This is a genomic window from bacterium (assembly GCA_023135785.1).
Lineage (GTDB): Bacteria > CAIJMQ01 > CAIJMQ01 > CAIJMQ01 > CAIJMQ01 > CAZNJA01.
In genome coordinates, this window is record JAGLSL010000034.1 from 23265 (window position 1) to 43276 (window position 20012).

The window sequence follows — 20012 nt, forward strand, 5'->3', positions numbered from 1 at the left end:
TGTTTAATTTCCAATTCTTAATAAAAGATACTAAGTTTTTTCTGATTTTTTGATTTGTATATTTATCATTAGTTATTAGAAATTGGAAATTAGGAATTTTTTTTCATTGTTTCTTTCATCCTCTTTATCTCATCCCTTATTATAGCGGCTTTTTCGAATTCCAGTTCTTTGGCAGATTTAAGCATTTCAGTTTCAAGTTCTGCGATTAAAGATTCATCTTCAATTGTATATCTTATCCCTTTTTCCCTTACTAAAGAAATAAGGTGCAGACTTTCTGTCTTTGTCTTTATTTCCCGTTTCAAAAGATCAACGACTTTTCTCTTTATTGTTTTGGGTGTTATATTGTGTTTTTTATTATAATCCATCTGAATTTTTCTTCTTCTGACGGTTTCCTTTATAGCTTTCTGCATTGAATTAGTCATCTCATCGGCATACATTACCACTTCACCTCCCACATTCCTTGCGCATCGGCCCATAACTTGGATTAGTGATGTTTCAGACCTAAAGAGACCCTCTTTGTCGGCATCAAGAATTGCAACCAGAGAGACTTCGGGCAGATCAAGACCCTCTCTTAAAAGATTTATTCCTACAAGACAATCAAAGTCGCCTTTTCTTAAACCGCTTAATATTTCAACTCTTTCTATTGTTTCTATTTCCGAGTGAAGATATCTTACTTTTACACCCTTCTCAGAAAGATATTCCGCCAATTCTTCTGACATTCTTTTAGTCAGCGTCGTAACAAGAATTCTTTCGTGTTTTTCTGCCCTCTGTCTTATCCTTTCAAGTAAATCATCTATCTGGTGTTTTGTGGGTTTAATCGTTATTTTCGGGTCTACTAAACCGGTGGGTCTTATGATTTGTTCAACAACTTGTTTACTTCTTTCCAGTTCAAATGGCGAAGGTGTTGCCGATAAAAAAATTGTCTTATTCATTATCCTCTCAAATTCTTCGAATCTTAATGGCCTGTTATCTAAAGCCGAAGGCAGACGGAAACCATATTCTACAAGCGTTTCCTTGCGGGCTCTATCTCCGTTATACATACCGCGGATTTGGGGAACCGTAACATGTGATTCGTCTATTATTAAAAGAAAATCTTTTGGGAAATAATCAATTAAAGTATAAGGTTTCCCCTCGGGTTTTCTTAAAGAAAGATGCCGTGAATAGTTTTCTATTCCCTGACAATGGCCTAATTCCTGAAGCATTTCCATATCATAGTTTGTACGTGTTTCAAGCCGCTGGGCTTCAAGGAGTTTATGTTGTTTGTTCAACTCGGTAAGACGAGTTTTAAGTTCTGTTTTTATTGTTTTGATTGCGACATTCAAATTGTCCTGACTGGCAACAAAATGTTTTGCGGGATAGAGCATTATCTTGTCTATTTCTCTGACAGTATGATTTGTTAAATGGTTGATTTCTTTCATTCTTTCAATCTTATCACCCCACATTTCGAGCTTTAAAGCGGTTTCTTCATAGGCGGGGAAAACCTCTATTGTGTCGCCTCTTACCCTGAAAGTGCCTCTTTTGAAATTTATGTCGTTTCTTTCGTATTGCATTTGAATAAGCCGTTCAAGTATATGTTCGCGTTTATATTTTTTATTTTTCTCTAATACCAGAGCCATGTTTTGCCATTCTTCCGGCGAGCCAAGCCCGTAAATACAAGAGACACTGGCAACGATAATCACATCGTCTCTTGAGAATAGGCTTGAAGTCGCTTTCAATCTCAACCTGTCAATATCCTCGTTTATGGAAGAGTCTTTTTCGATATATAAATCTTTCATCGGAAGATATGCTTCAGGTTGATAATAGTCGTAATAACTAACAAAATATTCAACGGCATTATTTGGGAAAAATTGCTTGAATTCCGAGTAGAGTTGCGCCGCCAATGTCTTGTTGTGCGATATTACGAGCGTAGGTTTATTTATGTTGGCTATGACGTTGGCAACAGTGAATGTTTTCCCCGAACCTGTGACGCCAAGAAGTGTTTGCTCCTTATAACCGCGTTTCAAGCCGTCAGTTAATTTTTCGATGGCTTTCGGTTGGTCACCTTTGGGTTTGTATGGAGAAACTAAATTAAACATAAATTCTATTAAAGATTAGTTTTGGTCATTGAATAAATCTTAAATTTTGAATCTTGAATATTTGATGTTATTTTACTTTCCTTACCGCTATATTTCAAATTATAGAGTTTGACAGAAAAAGTGCAGAGTAGTATAAATAATCTCAAGTATTGTAGTAATTACGGTGTTTGATAGATTGTTTAGGTGGTATAATACAAAATACATATTAAGCAGGACAGAATGAACAAATGAAATATACGCAATATTTTCTCCATACAAGACAAAGGCCTGACAGAGCACGCATAAAAGATGAATGGATTGATTTTGCTATTAAGAATCCTGTGAAAACAGAAATACAATCCGATAGGCGAATAAGAAAATGGGCAAAAATTGAAGACGAAGGAAAATATTTGCGTGTTATATTACTTGAAGACGGAGAAACAATTCACAATGCTTTCTTTGATAGAGAATTTAAGGAGGTGTAAACTATGAAAATAAAATATTTTAATGATACTGATACCGCTTTAGTGGAATTTACAGAAAACTTGGTAAAAAATACCAGGGAAATATCGGAAAATGTATCTATTGATATTGATGAAAAAGGCAATCTTGTTAGCATGACTATTGAACACGCAAAAAAGACAGCACATTTGCCCGATATCTATTACCAACAAATAGAAGAAAAAGTTGCTGTGTAACAACTATCGTTGAACCTACTTATCACTACGCTGTCCTTCCCTCTTTATTTCAAATTACTGTATTTGACAGAGAAAAATTGGGAGAGATAAAATCGGTCAAAATTTAGAAAATTTTCTTGACATTCTGAAACTTATGTCGTACTATGCATTTTTAATTTAGTTTAAACGTATTAGGTTCCTGAAGAATCTTCAGGACGAAAAGGGAAACCCGTGCAAATCGGGTGCAGTCCCGCTACTGTGAAAGGGGACGAAATCCACGAAAAGCCACTGTTCCAATAGTCGGAATGGGAAGGTGTGGAGAGTAGGAAGATCCTATAGCCAGAAGACCTGCCTAATATGATAGAAGCTATTTGGTTAAATAGTTTTTATCCTCGCGGAAGGATGAAGTAAACCAGGGTGCAATCCTTAAGTTCTGAAAAGAGAGCTTAAGGATTTTTTTTATTTCCAGGGCTCAGGAAGGAAAGCCGGTCGAATGTTAAAAAGCGGGAAGAGAAAAGCTTTTACTCTCGTAGAGTTGTTGGTAGTAATGACCATAATAGCGGTTTTATCTTCCCTGTTGTTGCCGGCATTAATCAAGACCAGGGAAATGGCCAGGCGGGTGGTTTGCCTTTCTAATCTTCGCCAGATACACATTGCGGCAAAGGTATATGCGAATAGTTACGATGGTTATTATCCGCCGGCTTATTGGTTTGATCCTCCCCCTTTGTCTTTTTATGATCGCCCCCGCTTCTGCACAACTTATGCCTGGGACTTTACCACTATAACGGATACAGTCACAGGCGAGAAACAAGTTATCCCCGGCATATTATGGCAGGAGGCAGGAGATATGAAAATTCAGCAATGTCCCTCGTTTACAGGTGCGGCTAATTGGCTTAGTGATCCCTATACCGGCTATAACTATAATACTAGCTATATTGGACATGGCTATCTTGAAAGCATTCCGGAGCCGGCGCGGACTACTGATGTAAAGTCGCCTTCCACTTGCGCCCTGTTTGGGGATGGCGAATATGGGGGCGGAGCAAACAAATTTATGCGGGCGCCCTGGCCTAATCCGGGTGATGCCAACTTTTCTAATGCCGGCAGATACGCCGGAACACAGGGTTACCGGCATATGGGTTATACCAACGTGGTTTACTGTGACGGACATGCGGAGTCCGTACGTGAATGTTATTCTGAAACCAGTAAAAAGGAGAAGGTGGCCCCCGGAACCGGTTTTCTTTCGCCTGATAATAGTGCTTATGATTTGAAATGAACCGGGAAAAGTGAAAAAAGGAGAATAAGCTAATGCAAACTTACGCTTATGGTTTTCCCAGATTGGGGAAAAAGAGGGAATATAAGAAAATTATAGAAAGTTTCTGGAGTAAAGAAATCAAGGAAGGAGAGCTTCGGGAAAGCATTGGCAGCCTGGAAAAGGAAAGACTGACAACTTATGAAAGATATGTAGATAAGTTTCCGGCAGGGGAGATGACCTTTTACGATCACATGCTGGATACAGCTTTAATGCTGGGTTTGTATAAGTGCAAAGATTTAGATGCATATTACAATTTGTGCAGGGGCAAGGATGCCCTGGGATTAAGCAAATGGTTTAATACTAATTATCATTATCTTATTCCCCGGTTCAGCCAATCATTTAGCCCCTCCGAATTTAAGGCAGTTTGGAATAAACCCCGGGAGGCCGGGCAATTATACCGGAAAGGTATTCCTTATTTAATAGGACCTTTCACTTTTTTAAAATTGTCCAGGGGAATTAATCCGGAGAGGTTAGGGGAATATCTTTTACCTTTGGCGGATGCCTATGTTGAATTGATTAAAGATTTTCCTGAAGTGCATATAGATGAACCTGCCTTTGCAATGGAGCTTTCCAGAAAAGAAATTGAGTGGATTAAGCAGATTTACTACCGGCTGGGTTCTCAAAATCCTCACATCAACCTCTTTACTTATTATGACTCCGTAGATTTTTTGCAGGATCTATATGAGTTACCCGTAAAGGCAATAGGGCTGGATTTTGTCAATGGCAAAGAAAACTTAGCAAATATTAGAAAGTATGGTTTTCCGAAAGAGAAGACCTTGATTGCCGGCATAGTAAACGGTAGAAATGTCTGGAGAGTTAATATTAGCAAAAGGGTGGAATTTTTAAGAGAGCTATCCCGCTATGCAGAAGATTTGGTTATTTCCAATGCCGCGCCGCTTTACCATTTACCAATAACAATAGAAACCGAGCAATTAGATGAGAGGTTATTAAAGAAGATTGCTTTTGCTGAAGAGAGACTGGCTGAGTTAAAGCTAATTGCTCAAGTCTATGAAGGCAAGAAGCAAGAAATAAAAGATAAGGGTGAAATTGCGGGCTTTGGCGCAAATCCCAAAGTTCAGGAAAGAATTAAAAATCTAAAAGACGAGGATTTTAAAAAGGCTGTTTTTTATGATGAGCGGATTAAAAAGCAAAAGAAGATTTTAGCTCTTCCTCTTTTTCCTACCACTACCATAGGCAGTTTTCCCCAAACTCAAGAAGTCAGGAAAAAAAGAGCGGATTTTAAATCAGGTAAAATTCCAGAAAGGGAATATACGACTTTTATTAAAGAAGAGATTACTAAGTTGATAATACTTCAGGAAAATTTAGGTTTGGATGTATTAGTGCATGGAGAATTTGAAAGGACAGATATGGTGGAATTTTTTGCCCAGGAATTGGACGGGATTGCCACCACCAAAAATGGATGGATTATTTCTTACGGCACCAGGGGCTATAGGCCGCCGATAATTTTTGGTGATATTTCACGACCAAAGCCTATGACTCTTAATGAGATTAGTTTTGCCCAGAGTCTGACCGAGAGACCTGTCAAGGGGATGTTAACAGGATCGGTTACTATAATTGCCTGGAGTTTTGTCAGGGACGATATCCCAATTTCTGAGGTTGCTTATCAGCTGTCTCTATGTTTGCAGGATGAGATAAGAGATTACGAGAAAGCAGGTATCAAGATTGCCCAGATTGATGAACCGGCCTTTAGAGAAAAAGCGCCGCTTAAAAAAAGAAACAGGGATAGTTATTTTGATTGGGCAGTAAAATCATTTAATTTAGCTTCTCGGGCAAAACCTGAAACACAAATCCATACCCATATGTGCTATTCGGAATTCGGAGAGATTATTGAATATATTCTCAAAATGGATTTTGATGTGATTACTATTGAGGCCTCAAGAAGTAAAGGCGATATTATAAAGTATTTCCAGAATGTAAATTTTAAAAGGCAGATAGGGCTGGGTGTCTGGGATATCCACTCACCGGCCATTCCGGACGTTAAAGATATGACAAAGATTGTAGAGAGAGCTCTGGGAGTGTTCTCAGAAGAAAACTTCTGGATAAATCCGGACTGTGGATTAAAAACAAGAGATTGGCCGGAAACAAAAGCTGCGTTAAAAAATTTAGTGGCGGTAGCTAAGAAAACAAGGAAGTCATCCTAAAGTGTTTTGAGGGAGTTTAAGAATATATGCAAACCGGTAAAATGGATAGCATGCAATTTGAATTTTTTCTTGATAGTATTTATGAAAGCCTTTCTCAGGAGGACTTCTCCGTTACCGAGCACAATCTTAAGACAGCTCTTCAGTTTGGCTATAGCGTAGATGACCTTTTTGAAATAGTCTTATGCGATTTCATGAAAAGGATTAAGAATGACTTTTCTACTGTGTTAATGAAATTAGATGCCTTAAATAATACTGTGAGAATATTAGAATATTTAGGAGGTTTACATAAAAACATAGAAGGAGGAACTAAAAGATGCCCCGGGCTGAATTAAACGTAAAACTTTTGGATGTAACGCAGGACGCAGTTTCTATTATCTACGCTGCCTGTAGGCAATGCTATTCTGCTAAATTTGTCGTTGATATCCTAAAAGAGCAGAAAGGAAATTTGGAAAAGCAGATAGTGTTTGTTAAAAAAGTTGTTGAATCCGGGCACGAAAGCCCATTGGAACACGTAAAGTTCACTTTTGCCATAGAGGGTGTATCACGGGCTTTAACGCATCAGCTTGTCCGGCACCGGATGGCTTCTTATTCCCAGCAAAGTCAAAGATATGTGATAGAAAAAGATTTTAATTACATAATCCCGGCCTCAATTGAGAGAGATGAAACCCTGAAAAGTGAATTTATAGGAGTTATGGGAGAGATTCAGCAAAGTTACCACCGGATACTAAGAAAGCTGGAAGAAAATGGTATTGTAGGGGAGAAAGCAAACCAGGATGTCCGATTTATTTTACCTCAGGCGGTAGAGACAAAGATTGTGGTAACAATGAACTGCAGGGAGCTTCTGCATTTCTTTAAACAAAGATGCTGTGTCAGGGCGCAATGGGAAATCAGAAACCTGGCAAACAAAATGCTGGAAATGTGCCGCAGCCATCTCCCGGCGGTATTTTCCCATGCTGGAGCGAAATGCGAAAGCTTAGGTTATTGCCCTGAAGGTGAGAAATTTACCTGCGGTAAGTATCCTCGGAAAGAGGAAGCCATTAAAAGAAAAAAACTGCAATGACTTTGTTCCAAAAAAGGCTCAAAAAAGGAAGAGCTTTTACTCTCGTAGAGTTGTTGGTAGTAATGACCATAATAGCGGTTTTGTCTTCCCTAATGCTGCCGGCATTAATCAGGGCCAGGGAAATGGCCAGGCAGGCTAACTGTATATCCAATTTACGGCAAATTCATTTGGCGGTGCAGATGTATGTTCAGGATTGGGAAGGCTGGTATCCGCCGGTCGCCGCCGATATTCTCGGCAAACAGCTTCATCGCTGGCATGGAACCAGGTCGACAATGGGGCAGCCTTTTGACCCTGCCGGGGGACCGATATATCCATATCTCCGGACTGGTGAAATAAAAATGTGCCCCTCATTTGTAGAGTATCTTCAAAAAGGCGGTGGCGCCTTTGAGTTAGGTTGCGGCGGTTATGGTTATAACGGTCAGTATGTAAAATAATCGGGGGACACAATACCTATTTCTCTTGACAAATGTAGCTTGAACAGTTAAAACCTATCTATGTCAAGGATAGCAAGAGTAGTTGTTCCTGAATATCCTCATCATATAATTCAAAGAGGCAACCGCAGGCAAAAGGTATTCTTTAATGAAGGTGACTATGAAGAATATCTTAGATTACTAAATAACTATTCGCTTCGGTTTAAAGTAGATATTCTATCCTACTGTTTAATGCCCAACCATATACATCTTATAGCAACTCCTCATGAAGATGGAAGCTTAGCCCAAGCCATAGGTGAAACTCACCGTAATTACACAAGATTCATTAATTTTAGGGAAAAATGGCGGGGGTATCTATGGCAAGGAAGATTCTCGTCATATGTTCTTGATGAAGGCTACTTATTAGCTGCAGTCCGCTATATACTTTTAAATCCTGTGAAAGCAGGAATAGTAAAGAAACCATGGGACTATAAGTGGTCAAGCACACAGCATCATATGAAGATTAAGAACAACCCTTTGATAAAAGATACTCTCTTGAGAGAACTCATAGAAAATTGGCAAGATTTTCTTAGTATAACGGCAGACGATGATGATAACATTAAGTTGTTACAATTACATGAAAGAACAGGACGGCCATTAGGAGATAATACATTTATAGAAAAACTGGAATCTCTTCTTAAGATAAGGCTTAAAAAGAAGAGAGCCGGGCGCAGGAAGAAGGAGAAATAGGTATTGTGTCCCCCGATTCCACCCCGATTCCCTTCCTGTCCGATTCCCTGATTCTGCTGATTCTCCCTGATTCTTGTAGCTCTTGTGATCGAAGGATTAAATGAAATCATTGGAGTATAATAATGCAATTCAGTGGATGTCGTATAAGCGCTGGCGCAAAAATATAAATATTTTTGATTTCCATGTATATACAACACCACTGAACTTAACTGTTATGATTGATTAAAATGAAAGGATTGGGATGAAATTAAATAGAAATGCTGTTAAGTTATCTCAAATGAAATATATTATTGACGATGACTATGTTGATGCCTCAACTAAGGAGTGCTTAGAAATGATGTGGGATATTGCTATGGAGCTATGGTTTATATCAAAAAAAGGAGAATTAAGTGCTAAATCAAGATTACAAAGAAATGTTGGAAGTCTTAAAAGAGCATGATGTTGATTTTATTCTTGTGGGAGCATATGCCTTAGCTGCTCAGGGGTATCCGCGAGGCACGCTTGATATCGATATTTGGGTTGCTCCGACCGAAATTAACTCCAAAAAGACATATAAAGCATTAGCAAAGTTTGGCGCGCCTCTCAATGATATCAATGAAGATACATTTAAAGAAAAAGGGGTTATTTTTCAAATTGGTGTTGCCCCATGCAGAATTGACATCATCACTGAAATATCTGGAGAAATAGAATTTGAAGACGCAAAAAAAAGATCCGATCAAGTTGAAATTGAAGGGATATCCCCAAATATATTGTCCATCGAGGACTTAATAAAAAACAAGGAATCAACTGGGAGACCAAAGGATATCGAAGATGCGACAAATTTACGAAAACATAAGAAAAAATCGTAACAGATCAATCCAGCGAATGGCAAAAAGCGCCATTGCTGATTTTAGCCGTTCGGGAGGAAGGATATGAAACGAATACTAATCATTGCGCTCGGTCTCACGCTGTTTTCTTCGTCTATCTCCATGGCCGGAAATGAGCAGTTCCCTCCGCCGGAGTTGGTCGGAACGTGGACTGGAACCGTAGAAATCTTTGGTTCCTTTAAGGTAGAGCCTTACCCAAGCAAGGCGCCCGAGGACCATCAGCAGGTTGTTATCACTATCCATGCCGACGGAACAGTCATTGGCAAGATTGGGAATGCTGAATTCAAGAACTCTTCGGTTAGCAAGAACCGCGGATGGATAGGCAGAAAGCTAAAGGTGAAGACCGACTATATTGTTTCAGGGGGAACCATTCAAGGCAAGGTAACCCCCAACGACAACGGGACGAACAGCAAGTTCACCATTCCATTCAATATTAAAGACGGGACATTCAAAGGCACAATCATGCTTCTTCCTAAGTTTCCATTAACCCGACCGTTGCAGTTAACAAAACAGAAAGAGAATTCCGAACAAAGAAAATGAGAGGTACGCAGAACCTGCTATCGCGGATTCCGCGCTCCCTCATTTTCGGCGTTAGGTGAAAGAATAATAGATATGAACAAAAAAATTGCTTTTTTTGACACAAAACCTTATGACCAAAAATCATTTGAAGAAGTTAACAGAAATTTTGGGTTTGATATAACTTATTTTGAAACGCATCTTAACCAACATACTGTCGAGTTATCGAATAATTTTGATGCTGTCTGCGCTTTTGTGAATGATTCATTAGACAAAAAAGTTATTGAACATTTCGTAAATCATAAAATTCGAATAATTGCGATGCGATGCGCAGGATATAATAACGTAGATTTCAAGACAGCATATGGGAAAATACATGTTGTACGGGTTCCTGCTTACTCCCCATATGCTGTAGCAGAGCATGCTGTTGCGCTCATTCTAGCGCTAAACCGCAAAATCCATAAAGCATATCACCGAACCCGTGATGGAAACTTCTCAATTAATGGTCTCTTGGGTTTTGACATGTATGGCAAAACTGCCGGTATCATCGGTACAGGTAAAATTGGGAAATGTCTTGTTTCTATATTAAAGGGTTTTGGAATGAATATTCTTGCATATGACATTCATGCAGATCACGAATATGCAAAAAAAACCAATATTCGATATGTCGCTCTAGATGAATTATATAAAAAATCAGATATTATTTCTCTTCACTGCCCGCTTACAAAAGATACAGAACATATGATAGATGCCAAGGCCATTGATCATATGAAAAACGGCGTAATGATAATAAATACAGGTCGGGGTAAACTTGTCAATACACAAGCCTTGATAAACGACCTTAAATCAGGCAAAATCGGATCAGCCGGACTTGATGTATACGAAGAAGAAAGCGACTATTTCTTTGAAGATAAATCAACAGAACTTATAATTGACGATACGCTTGCGCGTTTACTTACCTTTCCAAATGTATTGATCACTTCTCATCAGGCTTTTTTTACTCAGGAAGCGATTCATAATATAGCATACACTACGCTTAGCAATTTAAAAGAATTTTTTGATGGTGGATATCTCAAAAATGAGATATGTTATAAATGTGAGAAGCCTTGTTTAAAAAAACAAAAGAAACGTTGTTTTTAAAAATCACCTAACAATTAGTTCCAGCTGACTGTAAAACTGCGCTTTTCGGCAGGTGAGTTCTAACGTTAAAACAATAAAACAAGTAAAAGGGGGTAAGAATGCTTGCGAAAAAATTTGCTTTGGGCTTTGGAATAGCAATAGTTCTCCCAATGATGATCCATTATGGCGTCAGCACCTTTGTAACTGAACCTAAATGGGATGATTACCAAGTAAAGAATTATTATCAACGCTATAAACATGGAACGCCAGAGGAGAAAAAGGCATTAGAAGCAGAAAAAGGCCGATTAGACGAACAATACAAAAAGGAAGAAGAACAATTTCAGAAAAATTTATTTTTTGTAGCTGTTCCCTTGGGAATAATTGCTATCATTGTCGGTTCTTTCCTCTCAGTTCAAGCAACAGGCACTGGTCTTATGTTCGGTGGAATATTTAGCATATGTGACGGCTATATAAACTACTGGTCAGAATTAAGCGATGCCTTGAAATTTCTCTCGTTATTAGTTGCCTTTATCGTTTTATTGTTTGTTGGTTACAAGAAACTTGAAAAAAAGTAGAAAAATAGAAAACAAGGACAGCTGTTTATTTTTAAAAGACGAGATTGCTTCGTTTTTGACTCGCAATGACAGAAACTTTTTGTTTGGAATTTTGGTTATTGTTTGCCCTCTGGAATTTCTTTGAAATTCCAGAGGATTTAATCCCCGCAATCTTTCAGACTGTAGGGGATATCTTGCCCGCCTGCCATTCGGTTGCGGGCAGGTTTCTTGGTGTTTGGTTATTAACCATTTTGCATTTTGACTTTTACATTTTGAATTGTTTTTATCATTTCCCCCATCTTCTTTGTCTTGCATGATATTCCGCAATCGCTTCGTATAATTTTTCTTTACTCAAGTCGGGCCAGAATTCGGGGATGATTACAATTTCGGTATATGCCATTTGCCAGAGCAGGTAATTAGAGATGCGGAAATCTCCTCCGGTTCGTATTAGAAGGTCGGGGTCGGGTAGCCCTGCGGTATATAAATTTTCCGAAATGGTTTCTTCATTTACCCCGCCCTTCGCTTCAGTATTAGATTCTTTATTTTTAGGAAGGGCGGGGTCTACTTTTTTAATATCTTTATTTTCTAATATTTTATTGACTGCATCTACTATTTCTTTTCTACCGCCGTAATTTACAGCGAGGTTTACGACCATCTTGTCGTTATTCTTCGTGGTTTCTTCTGCATAATCTATGGCTTTTTTGAGATTTCCTTCAAGCTCATGGATTCTTCCTATAAATCTTACTTTGATATTTTTTGAATGGAAATAGTCTATTTTTTTCTTAAGAAAATTTGCACCAAACTTCATTATGAAATTTACTTCTTTCTCTTTTCTCTTCCAGTTTTCTGTGGAAAAAATATAAAAGGTGAGCACGGGTATTCCCAGTTGGAGGCAATCTTCAATTACTCTAAGGACAGTGTCGCTGCCTTTTTTATGTCCCTGGGTTGAGAGGAGTTTATTTTTTTTAGCCCATCTGCGGTTGCCGTCAACGATAAATGCGATGTGTTGAGGAAGTTTGGTTTTATCTAAATCTATTTTTTGAGTCATTATTTTCTCGTAATCCGTAAGTAGTAATCTTAACACGTAATTCGTAAATGGTAATCTTAATATGCAACTCGTAATCAGTAAATCGTAATTAGTAATTACTGTTTACCATTTACGAATTACCAATTACATTATTCTTTTGTTCCCATTATACGAAATTTTCTCCTAAAAAATAAATTAGTATTTCTTTATCATCTATCCCGCTGTCGGTTTTAATTTATATATCTAGTTGACCCCGTTAGAGATTAAGTGAAATACGATTTATACACAGTTATCTATTGAAGAAAAAGCTATACTATATGTAAAGTAAACTTGCAATTCGCGGTTGCCACAGATACAGTGGCAACCTATCTCTAACGGGGTTGACTTTAATATTATGAAATTGTATTATTCCATCTTCTCTAAACCTCGTTGATATTTGTAATATCTACGAGGTAAACTTACTCTAAAAGGAGGAAGCACAAGATGAAAAAGAAGTATCTTTTGACTCCGGGACCTACACCATTGCCACCGGAAGTTATGAGCGCTTTAGCAAAGCCTATTATACATCATAGGACTGCCGAATATAGCGCATTGTTTGTGGAAGCAAATGAAGGTTTGAAATCTTTATTTCAGACCACTGAAGATGTTTTTACCTTTGCTTCTTCAGGTACCGGCGCCATGGAGGCGTCTGTCGTTAATTTGTTTTCACCAAAAGATAAAGTAATCGCAGTTGAGGCAGGTAAGTTTGGAGAAAGATGGTTGGAACTTGGTAATATATACGGTTTAGACGTTATTCCTGTTCATGTCCAGTGGGGTAAAGCAGTTGAGCCGTCTTTAATAGAAAAATTATTGAACGAAAATCCTGATGCTAAAGCTGTATTTGTCACCTTATGCGAAACTTCTACGGGTGTAAAAACAGACGTAAAAGCCATTGCGGCAATTACTGCAAAGACTAATGCGGTTATAGTGGTGGACGCGGTATCTGGTCTTGGCGCTATGGAGCTAAAAACCGATGAATGGGGTGTTGATGTTGTTGTTTCCGGTTCGCAAAAAGGTATGATGTTGCCGCCGGGGCTTGCTTTTATCTCATTGAGCAAAAAAGCGCAGAAAATGCTCGAAACATCAACATTACCTAAGTATTATTTAAGTCTTAAAGCGTATAAGAAAGCTTTAGACAAATCCAGCACACCATACACACCAGCAATTAGTTTGATGGTGGCTTTGAAAGAAGCGCTTAAACTCATACGTGATGAAGGACTTGAAAATGTATTAAAGAGACATGCTGTAATGGCTGAAGCGACAAGGCAGGCAGTCAAAGCATTGGGTTTGGAAGTTTTTGCTTCTTCGCCTGCCGATGCAGTTACTTCTGTGAAATTACCCGAGGGTATGGATGGAGTTAAGCTTTTTAAGATTATGAAAGATGAAATAGGTGTTCAGGCCGCAGGCGGGCAGGGAGACCTAAAAGGCAAAATATTGAGAATCGCTCATTTAGGATATATGGATGCTTCCGATGTGATTCTGGGTATTTCTGCCCTAGAAGTTGCATTGGGTAAAATAGGTTACCCTGTGAAAATGTGTGAAGGTGTAAAGGTGGCACAGAAAATCTTGTACAATACAAATTAATCAATTTAAAATTAGCAGTGCAAAATTAGCAATTCCAAATTAGAAGAAACATTTTTAAATGCTAATTGTTAATTTTTCATTTTGCAATTCCCGAACATTAGTGAGGGAACAATGGAGGATAATTAAATGAAAGTTCTTATATCAGATAAACTTAACAGCGAAGCAGTTGATATTCTCAAAGAACAAGGGTTGGAAGTGGATGTTGATACTGAGCTTACTCCCGAACAGTTGAAAGAGAAAATAAAAGGTTACGATGCTTTGATTGTCAGGTCAAAAACCAAAGCTACAAAAGAAATAATTGATGCTTCTGATAATCTGAAAGTAATCGGTCGGGCAGGTGTGGGTGTGGATAATATAGACATTCCTGCGGCAACGGCTAAAGGAATTGTGGTAATGAATGCGCCTTCGGGAAATACTGTGTCGGCTGCAGAACATGCATTTGCTTTAATGATGGCTCTTTCAAGAAATATTCCACAGGCTCATTCTGCGTTGAAAGGTAAGAACTGGGATAAGAAAAAATTTGCCGGTGGCGCTGAAGTTAATGGAAAAACTTTGGGAGTAATAGGATTGGGTAGAGTTGGCTCTCATATGGCTAATATGGCTAAGGGTGTGGGAATGAAAGTTTTTGGTTATGACCCGATTATAACCAAAGAGAAGGCAGCAGAACTTGGTATAGAGCTTATTGAGTTGGATAGACTGTTGCAGGAATCCGATTACGTCTCCTTACATATTCCGCTTACGCCCGAAACAAAGCATATTATAGGAGAGAGAGAGTTGAAATTGATGAAAAATTGCGCGAGACTGATAAACTGCGCAAGGGGCGGAGTGGTTGATGAAACTGCTCTTTATGAAGCTTTGAAAAACGGAGAAATAGCCGGCGCGGCGCTTGATGTTTTTGCGCAGGAGCCACTTGCAGATTCTCCGCTTCTTGAATTGGATAATATTATAGTTACACCGCATTTAGGCGCATCTACCAAGGAAGCACAGGTTAAAGTTGCGGTGGATATCGCCAATTCAATAGCATTGGCTTTAAAAGAAGGAAAATTTGAAAACGCTTTAAATTTGTCTCAAATAAAGAGATAAATTTAATTTTAAGGAGATTTAAATTATGGTTAAGAAACTTCAGCCTGTTAAAAAGAAAATTCTAAAGGGACCAAGAATACATATTCTTGATGTAACCAATAGAGACGGCGTTCAGACTTCTCGCCTCGGATTGGCTAAACTCCAGAAAACAATGATAAATATGTATCTGGACAAGATGGGCGTTTATCAAAGCGAGTTCGGGTTTCCATTTACAAATCATGAAACAAACTATATTAATGCCAATCTCGAACTTAAAAAAATAGGCGCATTCAAGTCCCTTATTCTTTCCGGATGGTGCAGGCCTGTAATTAAAGATATTGAGAAGTCACTAAAACTTACCGATATTAAACACATGAACTTGTCAGTATCTACTTCTGACCAAATGCTTAGTAACAAGTTTGGAGGTAAATATTCCAAAGATGACATAATCAAAATGATTGTAAAGGCTACAAAGTTTGCCAAGAAAGAAGGTATCAAAACAATAGGCATCAATGCAGAAGATGCTTCCAGGTCTGATGTAGATTTCCTTATAGATTTTGCCATTGCCGCTAAAGAAGCCGGAGCCGATAGGTTTAGATACTGTGATACTTTGGGATATGATGATCCTTTTTCAATCTATGAAAGAATATCCAAAATAGTCGCTTCCGTCAAAATAGGTGTTGAATTACATTGTCATAATGATTTGGGTATGGCTGTTGCAGTTTCAATAGGCGGAGCTAAAGCGGCAGTTGACAGCGGAGTAGATGCATATATAAATACTACTGTTAACGGAATGGGCGAAAGAGCTGGCAATGCGGATTTAGTGTCCACAATATTGGCTGTAAAGAAGGCAAGTGGTTTAAAAAGAAAATATGCAATGGACGACAATATAGATTTAAAAATGGCTTGGAAAATTTCCAAATATGCATCTTATGCTTTCGGTGTGCCTATTCCAATAAATCATCCGGGAGTAGGGGATAATGCTTTTGCGCACGAATCGGGCATTCACGTTGACGGTGCCTTGAAAGATTCCAGAAACTATGAGCTTTACCATTATGAAGAATTAGGCAGAGGAGAACCTGAAATTATTGAAACCGGAAGACAAATAACAGTTGGTGAATATAGCGGTATTAAAGGGTTTAGAAATGTTTACGGTAAACTTGAGATAGAATTCAAGGATGATAAGGAAGCTACGAAAATAATGGAACTTGTCAGGTATGCCAATGTTCACACCCAAAAGCCTTTAGTTGAGGATGAGTTGAAATTTATTGCGGCTTATCCTGAAATAGCTAAAAATATTATGACGGTTACCCCGTGATACTTTCTGTAAAAAACAAAAAATTTAGAATGGATATACGGTAGAAATAAATAGAGATAAATAGATATACGTGGTAGACAGGCAACATATATCAACATATTTCCAAGTATTTCGACTTATATCAAAGTTTTACTTCCATGTATTTCTATTTATTTCGGTAAGGTCTTGATATTTTAATCAAATTAGATATAATAAAAGTTGGAAATTAAAAAAATGGGATTAAGAAAAAAGTTAGGTCTTTTAGGATTAATTTTTTCTATCTGCTGTCTTTATTCTCCATATGTTTTTTCATCTGTATCTAATTCTGATTTAGCAGATAAAGAATTAAACGCAGGAATCCTTTCCTTAAAAGTAGGGGATTGCGAAGATGCCCTGGAAAAATTTCAAAAAGTGTTGGGTGTTGATCCCGTAAATGCGGATGCTTATTACTATTTGGGAACGACTTATTCTCAAATGGAAGACTTTTATAAAGCGGTTTCTTACTATCAGAAAGCCCTAATATTAAATCCGCAGTTAACAAAAATACATTTCTCCCTTGGCGTTGCTTATTATCAATTAAAACAATACGTAAACGCGTTAGAATCCTTGTCGCAGGCGGAACAATATTCGCCGGAAGATGCCATGGTTTATTATTATCAGGGCTCGACATATTACAGTATGAAAAAATATTACAAAGCTGTTGCCCCTTTTAGAAAAGTGAGAGAACTTGACCCTGCGCTTACGGTTTTGTCTTACTATTGGCAGGGAGTGTCTCTTTTTAAACAGAGTTTATATAATGAAGCGCAGTTTAATTTGTATCAGGTAAAACGTCTTTCTTCTGATTCACAACTTGGCAAATCTTCCGATGAATTTTTACGCGCAATAGAAAAACGAACCAAACCTTTAAATTTAAACGCAAGTGTTGGCGTGGAATATGACGACAATGTTACCTTGCAATCGGGAGACGAAGACGCGTCTACTATTTCCGACAAAGAAGACGAAAGAGCTGTTGTTAATCTAAAACTTGCGCATCGTACTTTTGTAGAACCGGGAGAAATAGGGATTTCTTATTCGTTTTATCAGTCTATGCACCATGATTTGACCGAATACAATGTTCAGGGACATACAGGTTCGTTATATTTTGCTTCAAATTTGCGTCCTTTTCAGCCCTCTATTCAATATAATTACGACCATTATCTCGTTGACAATGTTCAATATCTGGACAAACACACTATTACTCCCTCTTTAAATATTTCCGTTGCCTCTCCGCATATGACACAAGTGTATCTTCAGTATGAAAAACTCAATTATCTTATCTCTGTAGATGAAGACGAATCTAATAGGAGCGGTTCTGCAAATGCGGTTGGCTTAAGCCAATATTTTTCTATCATAGATGGTAAAGGTTACATAAAACTCAGCGGTGAATATAAAAACAATGATGCTCAAGGAGACGATTGGGATTATTCAGAATCTAAAGTCAGGTTAAGCGTATATGCTCCGACTCCAATTGACAAAATGAATATAGAAATTGGCGGTGAACAATCAAACAGCAATTTTTTACACGAGGATTCTTCGTTTGAGCAAACCAGAAAAGATACAACTTTAAGCGGATGGATTGAATTTATATACAAATTGAACGACAATTGGAGCGTTGCCTTGAACTATAAACATACTAACAATAGTTCCAATATAGATTTTTACGAATATAAAAGAAATATAACTTCTTTATTTTTGAGTTGTAAGTTTTGATTGAAACGTAGTTTCAATCATCCCGCGAAGTATTGGGAAAATATCGTAGAAATTTTCCCGATGGTTTACGCCGCGGGATTATGACAGATACACAGATTAAAATATGCAAATTTGTCATTGCGATGGTCCGATGACTCCGAAAGGACGGAGTATACGGACTCTTCGGAGAGTGATAGCGACCGAAGCAATCTTGTATTTTGGGATTGCCACGCTCTCACAAGGTTCGGGCTCGCAATGACGGAAAAGGAGTTTTAAAAAATGAATAAAAATATATTAGGAATAATTTTCGTGGGGTTTTTGTTAATTGTAAGTGTTTCTTTTTCTTTATATGCCCAGGAATCAATCGGCAAAGTTGTCTCTTTAACCGGAACGGTAGAGGCGAGGCTCGATGAAGACGGAGCTTGGAGAGCGTTAAGTAAAAAAAGCGATATTTACGAAAAAGACACTATTAAAACGGGTGAAGATTCCAAAACGAGCATTTTCTTTGTTGACGAAACAAATGTTTCTATAGGACCCGAGACGACTATAAAAATAGAAAAACTTTTATGTTCTCCTGCCAAAAACCATCGGGAAGGAAAAATGAATGTTGTTATGGGGAAAGCGAGGTTTAATGTGGGAAAACTTTTCTCTAAGGACTCGTCTTTTGAAGTTCGCACTCCCACAGCAGTGGCAGGAGTTAAAGGTACAAGTTTTATCGTTCAGGTAACGTCCGAACAGTTGACGCAACTGATGGGGTTAAGCGGAGTAGTGACTGTAACAAATATTTTACCCGGAATTGAAGGCGAAGTGCTATTGACCAGCGGCGTTATGATATCGGTTGAAGACGGCGCGCCGCCGGGCGACCCGGTCCCTATAAGTTTTGACGAACTATTGAATTTCCTCCAAAGTTCGGGACTTCTTAACGATGGTGATGATGATGGTGGGGGACAGGGAGCAGGAAATGTCGGCGGGAACAATTTTGGAAATTTTAGAGGAGGCAATCAACAGGGTGGAGGCGGACAGAATATAATTAACCAGCCGTTGGGGGGGGAGAATCTGCCTGCGCCGTTACCTGAACCGCCACCGCCGCCTGAATCGCCTGGTTATGAAATTGAAGGTTGATGTAATAGATTTTAGTGAAACAATTTTTAAAAGAGGTGAGATAAAAATATGTGTAAAAAAATGAATTTGCTCGGCAACAAAATCCTGTTGTCTTTGCTTGTAATTTTTTCTTTGGTTTGCTTTATCCAGCCTGTTCATGCCCAAGAGCACCCATGGACTGTTATGGTCTATATGGTGGCTGATGCCGATTCTATGGGAACGGCTCTTGCTGATGAGGCGACAATCTTGGGATTTAATTCGGAAGATACGGTGTTTTTGGATGAATCGGGAGTAGCAGATACCCAGAGGTTAGTGAATTTTGTCCAAGGCGCCGTGGCAGCAAACCCCGCCCAAAAATACGCTCTTATTCTCTGGAATGCGGCAAGTCTTTATGGCGACGAAGAAAAGCTTTCAGTTGCAGATATAAGAAGCGCATTAGATGAGTTGGGGGTAAACATAAATCTTATCGGTTTTGACGGTGGTTCTATGGGAATGCTTGAAGCCGCTTACGAAATAAAAGATTATGCGGATGTAATGGTTGCTTCCGAAAAGAATCAGTCCCCAGGCACATGGCCCTATGATACTATTTTGAATGAGTTGGTTAATGTTGACACCGAAATGAGTTCCGCCCAGTTATCTCAAACAATAGTGGATAAGTATGGAGCGCCGGATGCAGGTAACGCCAACAATTCCC

General features: G+C 38.5%; 21 protein-coding genes and 1 riboswitch. Of the genes, 19 read left to right on the plus strand and 2 right to left on the minus strand.

Annotated features, from left to right (window positions below; all coding sequences use genetic code 11):
- Positions 1–89 precede the first annotated feature (89 nt).
- Positions 90–2084 (minus strand): excinuclease ABC subunit UvrB, encoded by a 1995-nt coding sequence (uvrB, locus tag KAS42_03000; GenBank protein ID MCK4905197.1) that lies wholly within the window; start codon positions 2082–2084, stop codon positions 90–92.
- 218 nt (positions 2085–2302) lie between these two features.
- On the opposite strand from uvrB, the gene KAS42_03005 reads away from it, so the two are divergent.
- The 13 genes from KAS42_03005 (at position 2303) to KAS42_03065 (ending at position 11380) form a co-directional block, all read left to right on the plus strand.
- Positions 2303–2539 (plus strand): hypothetical protein, encoded by a 237-nt coding sequence (locus KAS42_03005; GenBank protein MCK4905198.1) that lies wholly within the window; start codon positions 2303–2305, stop codon positions 2537–2539.
- A 3-nt stretch (positions 2540–2542) separates the two neighbouring features.
- Positions 2543–2752: a DUF2283 domain-containing protein gene (locus KAS42_03010; protein MCK4905199.1), complete on the plus strand. Its 210-nt coding sequence runs from the start codon at positions 2543–2545 to the stop codon at positions 2750–2752.
- Positions 2753–2907: 155 nt separating this feature from the next.
- Positions 2908–3102, plus strand: a riboswitch (cobalamin riboswitch).
- A 122-nt stretch (positions 3103–3224) separates the two neighbouring features.
- Positions 3225–4004 (plus strand): prepilin-type N-terminal cleavage/methylation domain-containing protein, encoded by a 780-nt coding sequence (locus KAS42_03015; protein MCK4905200.1) that lies wholly within the window; start codon positions 3225–3227, stop codon positions 4002–4004.
- Between the two features lie 32 nt (positions 4005–4036).
- Positions 4037–6205: a 5-methyltetrahydropteroyltriglutamate--homocysteine S-methyltransferase gene (gene metE, locus KAS42_03020; protein MCK4905201.1), complete on the plus strand. Its 2169-nt coding sequence runs from the start codon at positions 4037–4039 to the stop codon at positions 6203–6205.
- Between the two features lie 26 nt (positions 6206–6231).
- Positions 6232–6537, plus strand: coding sequence for a hypothetical protein (locus tag KAS42_03025; protein ID MCK4905202.1), 306 nt, complete (start codon positions 6232–6234; stop codon positions 6535–6537).
- Positions 6519–7265, plus strand: a complete 747-nt coding sequence (locus KAS42_03030) for an FAD-dependent thymidylate synthase (GenBank protein MCK4905203.1) — start codon at positions 6519–6521, stop codon at positions 7263–7265. The genes KAS42_03025 and KAS42_03030 overlap by 19 nt, the downstream gene beginning before the upstream one ends.
- Positions 7262–7699 carry a type II secretion system protein gene (locus tag KAS42_03035; GenBank protein ID MCK4905204.1) on the plus strand — a complete coding sequence of 146 codons (438 nt, stop codon included), beginning with the start codon at positions 7262–7264 and terminating at the stop codon, positions 7697–7699. The genes KAS42_03030 and KAS42_03035 overlap by 4 nt, the downstream gene beginning before the upstream one ends.
- A gap of 60 nt (positions 7700–7759) precedes the next feature.
- Positions 7760–8425 (plus strand): transposase, encoded by a 666-nt coding sequence (locus KAS42_03040; protein ID MCK4905205.1) that lies wholly within the window; start codon positions 7760–7762, stop codon positions 8423–8425.
- Between the two features lie 241 nt (positions 8426–8666).
- Positions 8667–8864 (plus strand): hypothetical protein, encoded by a 198-nt coding sequence (locus tag KAS42_03045; GenBank protein ID MCK4905206.1) that lies wholly within the window; start codon positions 8667–8669, stop codon positions 8862–8864.
- The gene (locus KAS42_03050; protein ID MCK4905207.1) at positions 8815–9273 is read left to right on the plus strand and encodes a nucleotidyltransferase; all 459 of its coding nucleotides are present in this window, start codon (positions 8815–8817) and stop codon (positions 9271–9273) included. Before KAS42_03045 ends, KAS42_03050 begins: the two co-directional genes overlap by 50 nt.
- 120 nt (positions 9274–9393) lie before the next feature.
- Entirely contained in the window at positions 9394–9831 is a 438-nt protein-coding gene (locus tag KAS42_03055; GenBank protein ID MCK4905208.1) for a hypothetical protein, read from the plus strand.
- Between the two features lie 72 nt (positions 9832–9903).
- Positions 9904–10947 (plus strand): 2-hydroxyacid dehydrogenase, encoded by a 1044-nt coding sequence (locus tag KAS42_03060; GenBank protein ID MCK4905209.1) that lies wholly within the window; start codon positions 9904–9906, stop codon positions 10945–10947.
- Between the two features lie 262 nt (positions 10948–11209).
- Positions 11210–11380, plus strand: coding sequence for an SWIM zinc finger family protein (locus KAS42_03065; protein ID MCK4905210.1), 171 nt, complete (start codon positions 11210–11212; stop codon positions 11378–11380).
- A gap of 386 nt (positions 11381–11766) precedes the next feature.
- Here KAS42_03065 and uppS read toward each other — a convergent pair whose 3' ends face one another.
- Positions 11767–12528 (minus strand): di-trans,poly-cis-decaprenylcistransferase, encoded by a 762-nt coding sequence (uppS, locus tag KAS42_03070; protein MCK4905211.1) that lies wholly within the window; start codon positions 12526–12528, stop codon positions 11767–11769.
- Between the two features lie 462 nt (positions 12529–12990).
- On the opposite strand from uppS, the gene KAS42_03075 reads away from it, so the two are divergent.
- The 6 genes from KAS42_03075 to KAS42_03100 form a co-directional block, all read left to right on the plus strand.
- On the plus strand, positions 12991–14130 hold the full coding sequence (locus KAS42_03075) for an alanine--glyoxylate aminotransferase family protein (GenBank protein MCK4905212.1): 1140 nt from the start codon (positions 12991–12993) through the stop codon (positions 14128–14130).
- 126 nt (positions 14131–14256) lie between these two features.
- A complete protein-coding gene (locus tag KAS42_03080) occupies positions 14257–15213 on the plus strand; it encodes a phosphoglycerate dehydrogenase (protein ID MCK4905213.1) in 957 nt (318 codons plus the stop codon).
- A 25-nt stretch (positions 15214–15238) separates the two neighbouring features.
- On the plus strand, positions 15239–16510 hold the full coding sequence (locus KAS42_03085) for a homocitrate synthase (GenBank protein MCK4905214.1): 1272 nt from the start codon (positions 15239–15241) through the stop codon (positions 16508–16510).
- A 213-nt stretch (positions 16511–16723) separates the two neighbouring features.
- A complete protein-coding gene (locus KAS42_03090; GenBank protein ID MCK4905215.1) occupies positions 16724–18238 on the plus strand; it encodes a tetratricopeptide repeat protein in 1515 nt (504 codons plus the stop codon).
- Positions 18239–18496: 258 nt separating this feature from the next.
- The gene (locus KAS42_03095; GenBank protein ID MCK4905216.1) at positions 18497–19339 is read left to right on the plus strand and encodes a FecR domain-containing protein; all 843 of its coding nucleotides are present in this window, start codon (positions 18497–18499) and stop codon (positions 19337–19339) included.
- A gap of 48 nt (positions 19340–19387) precedes the next feature.
- Positions 19388–20012: hypothetical protein (locus tag KAS42_03100; protein ID MCK4905217.1), on the plus strand; the 625-nt coding region annotated here is incomplete at its 3' end.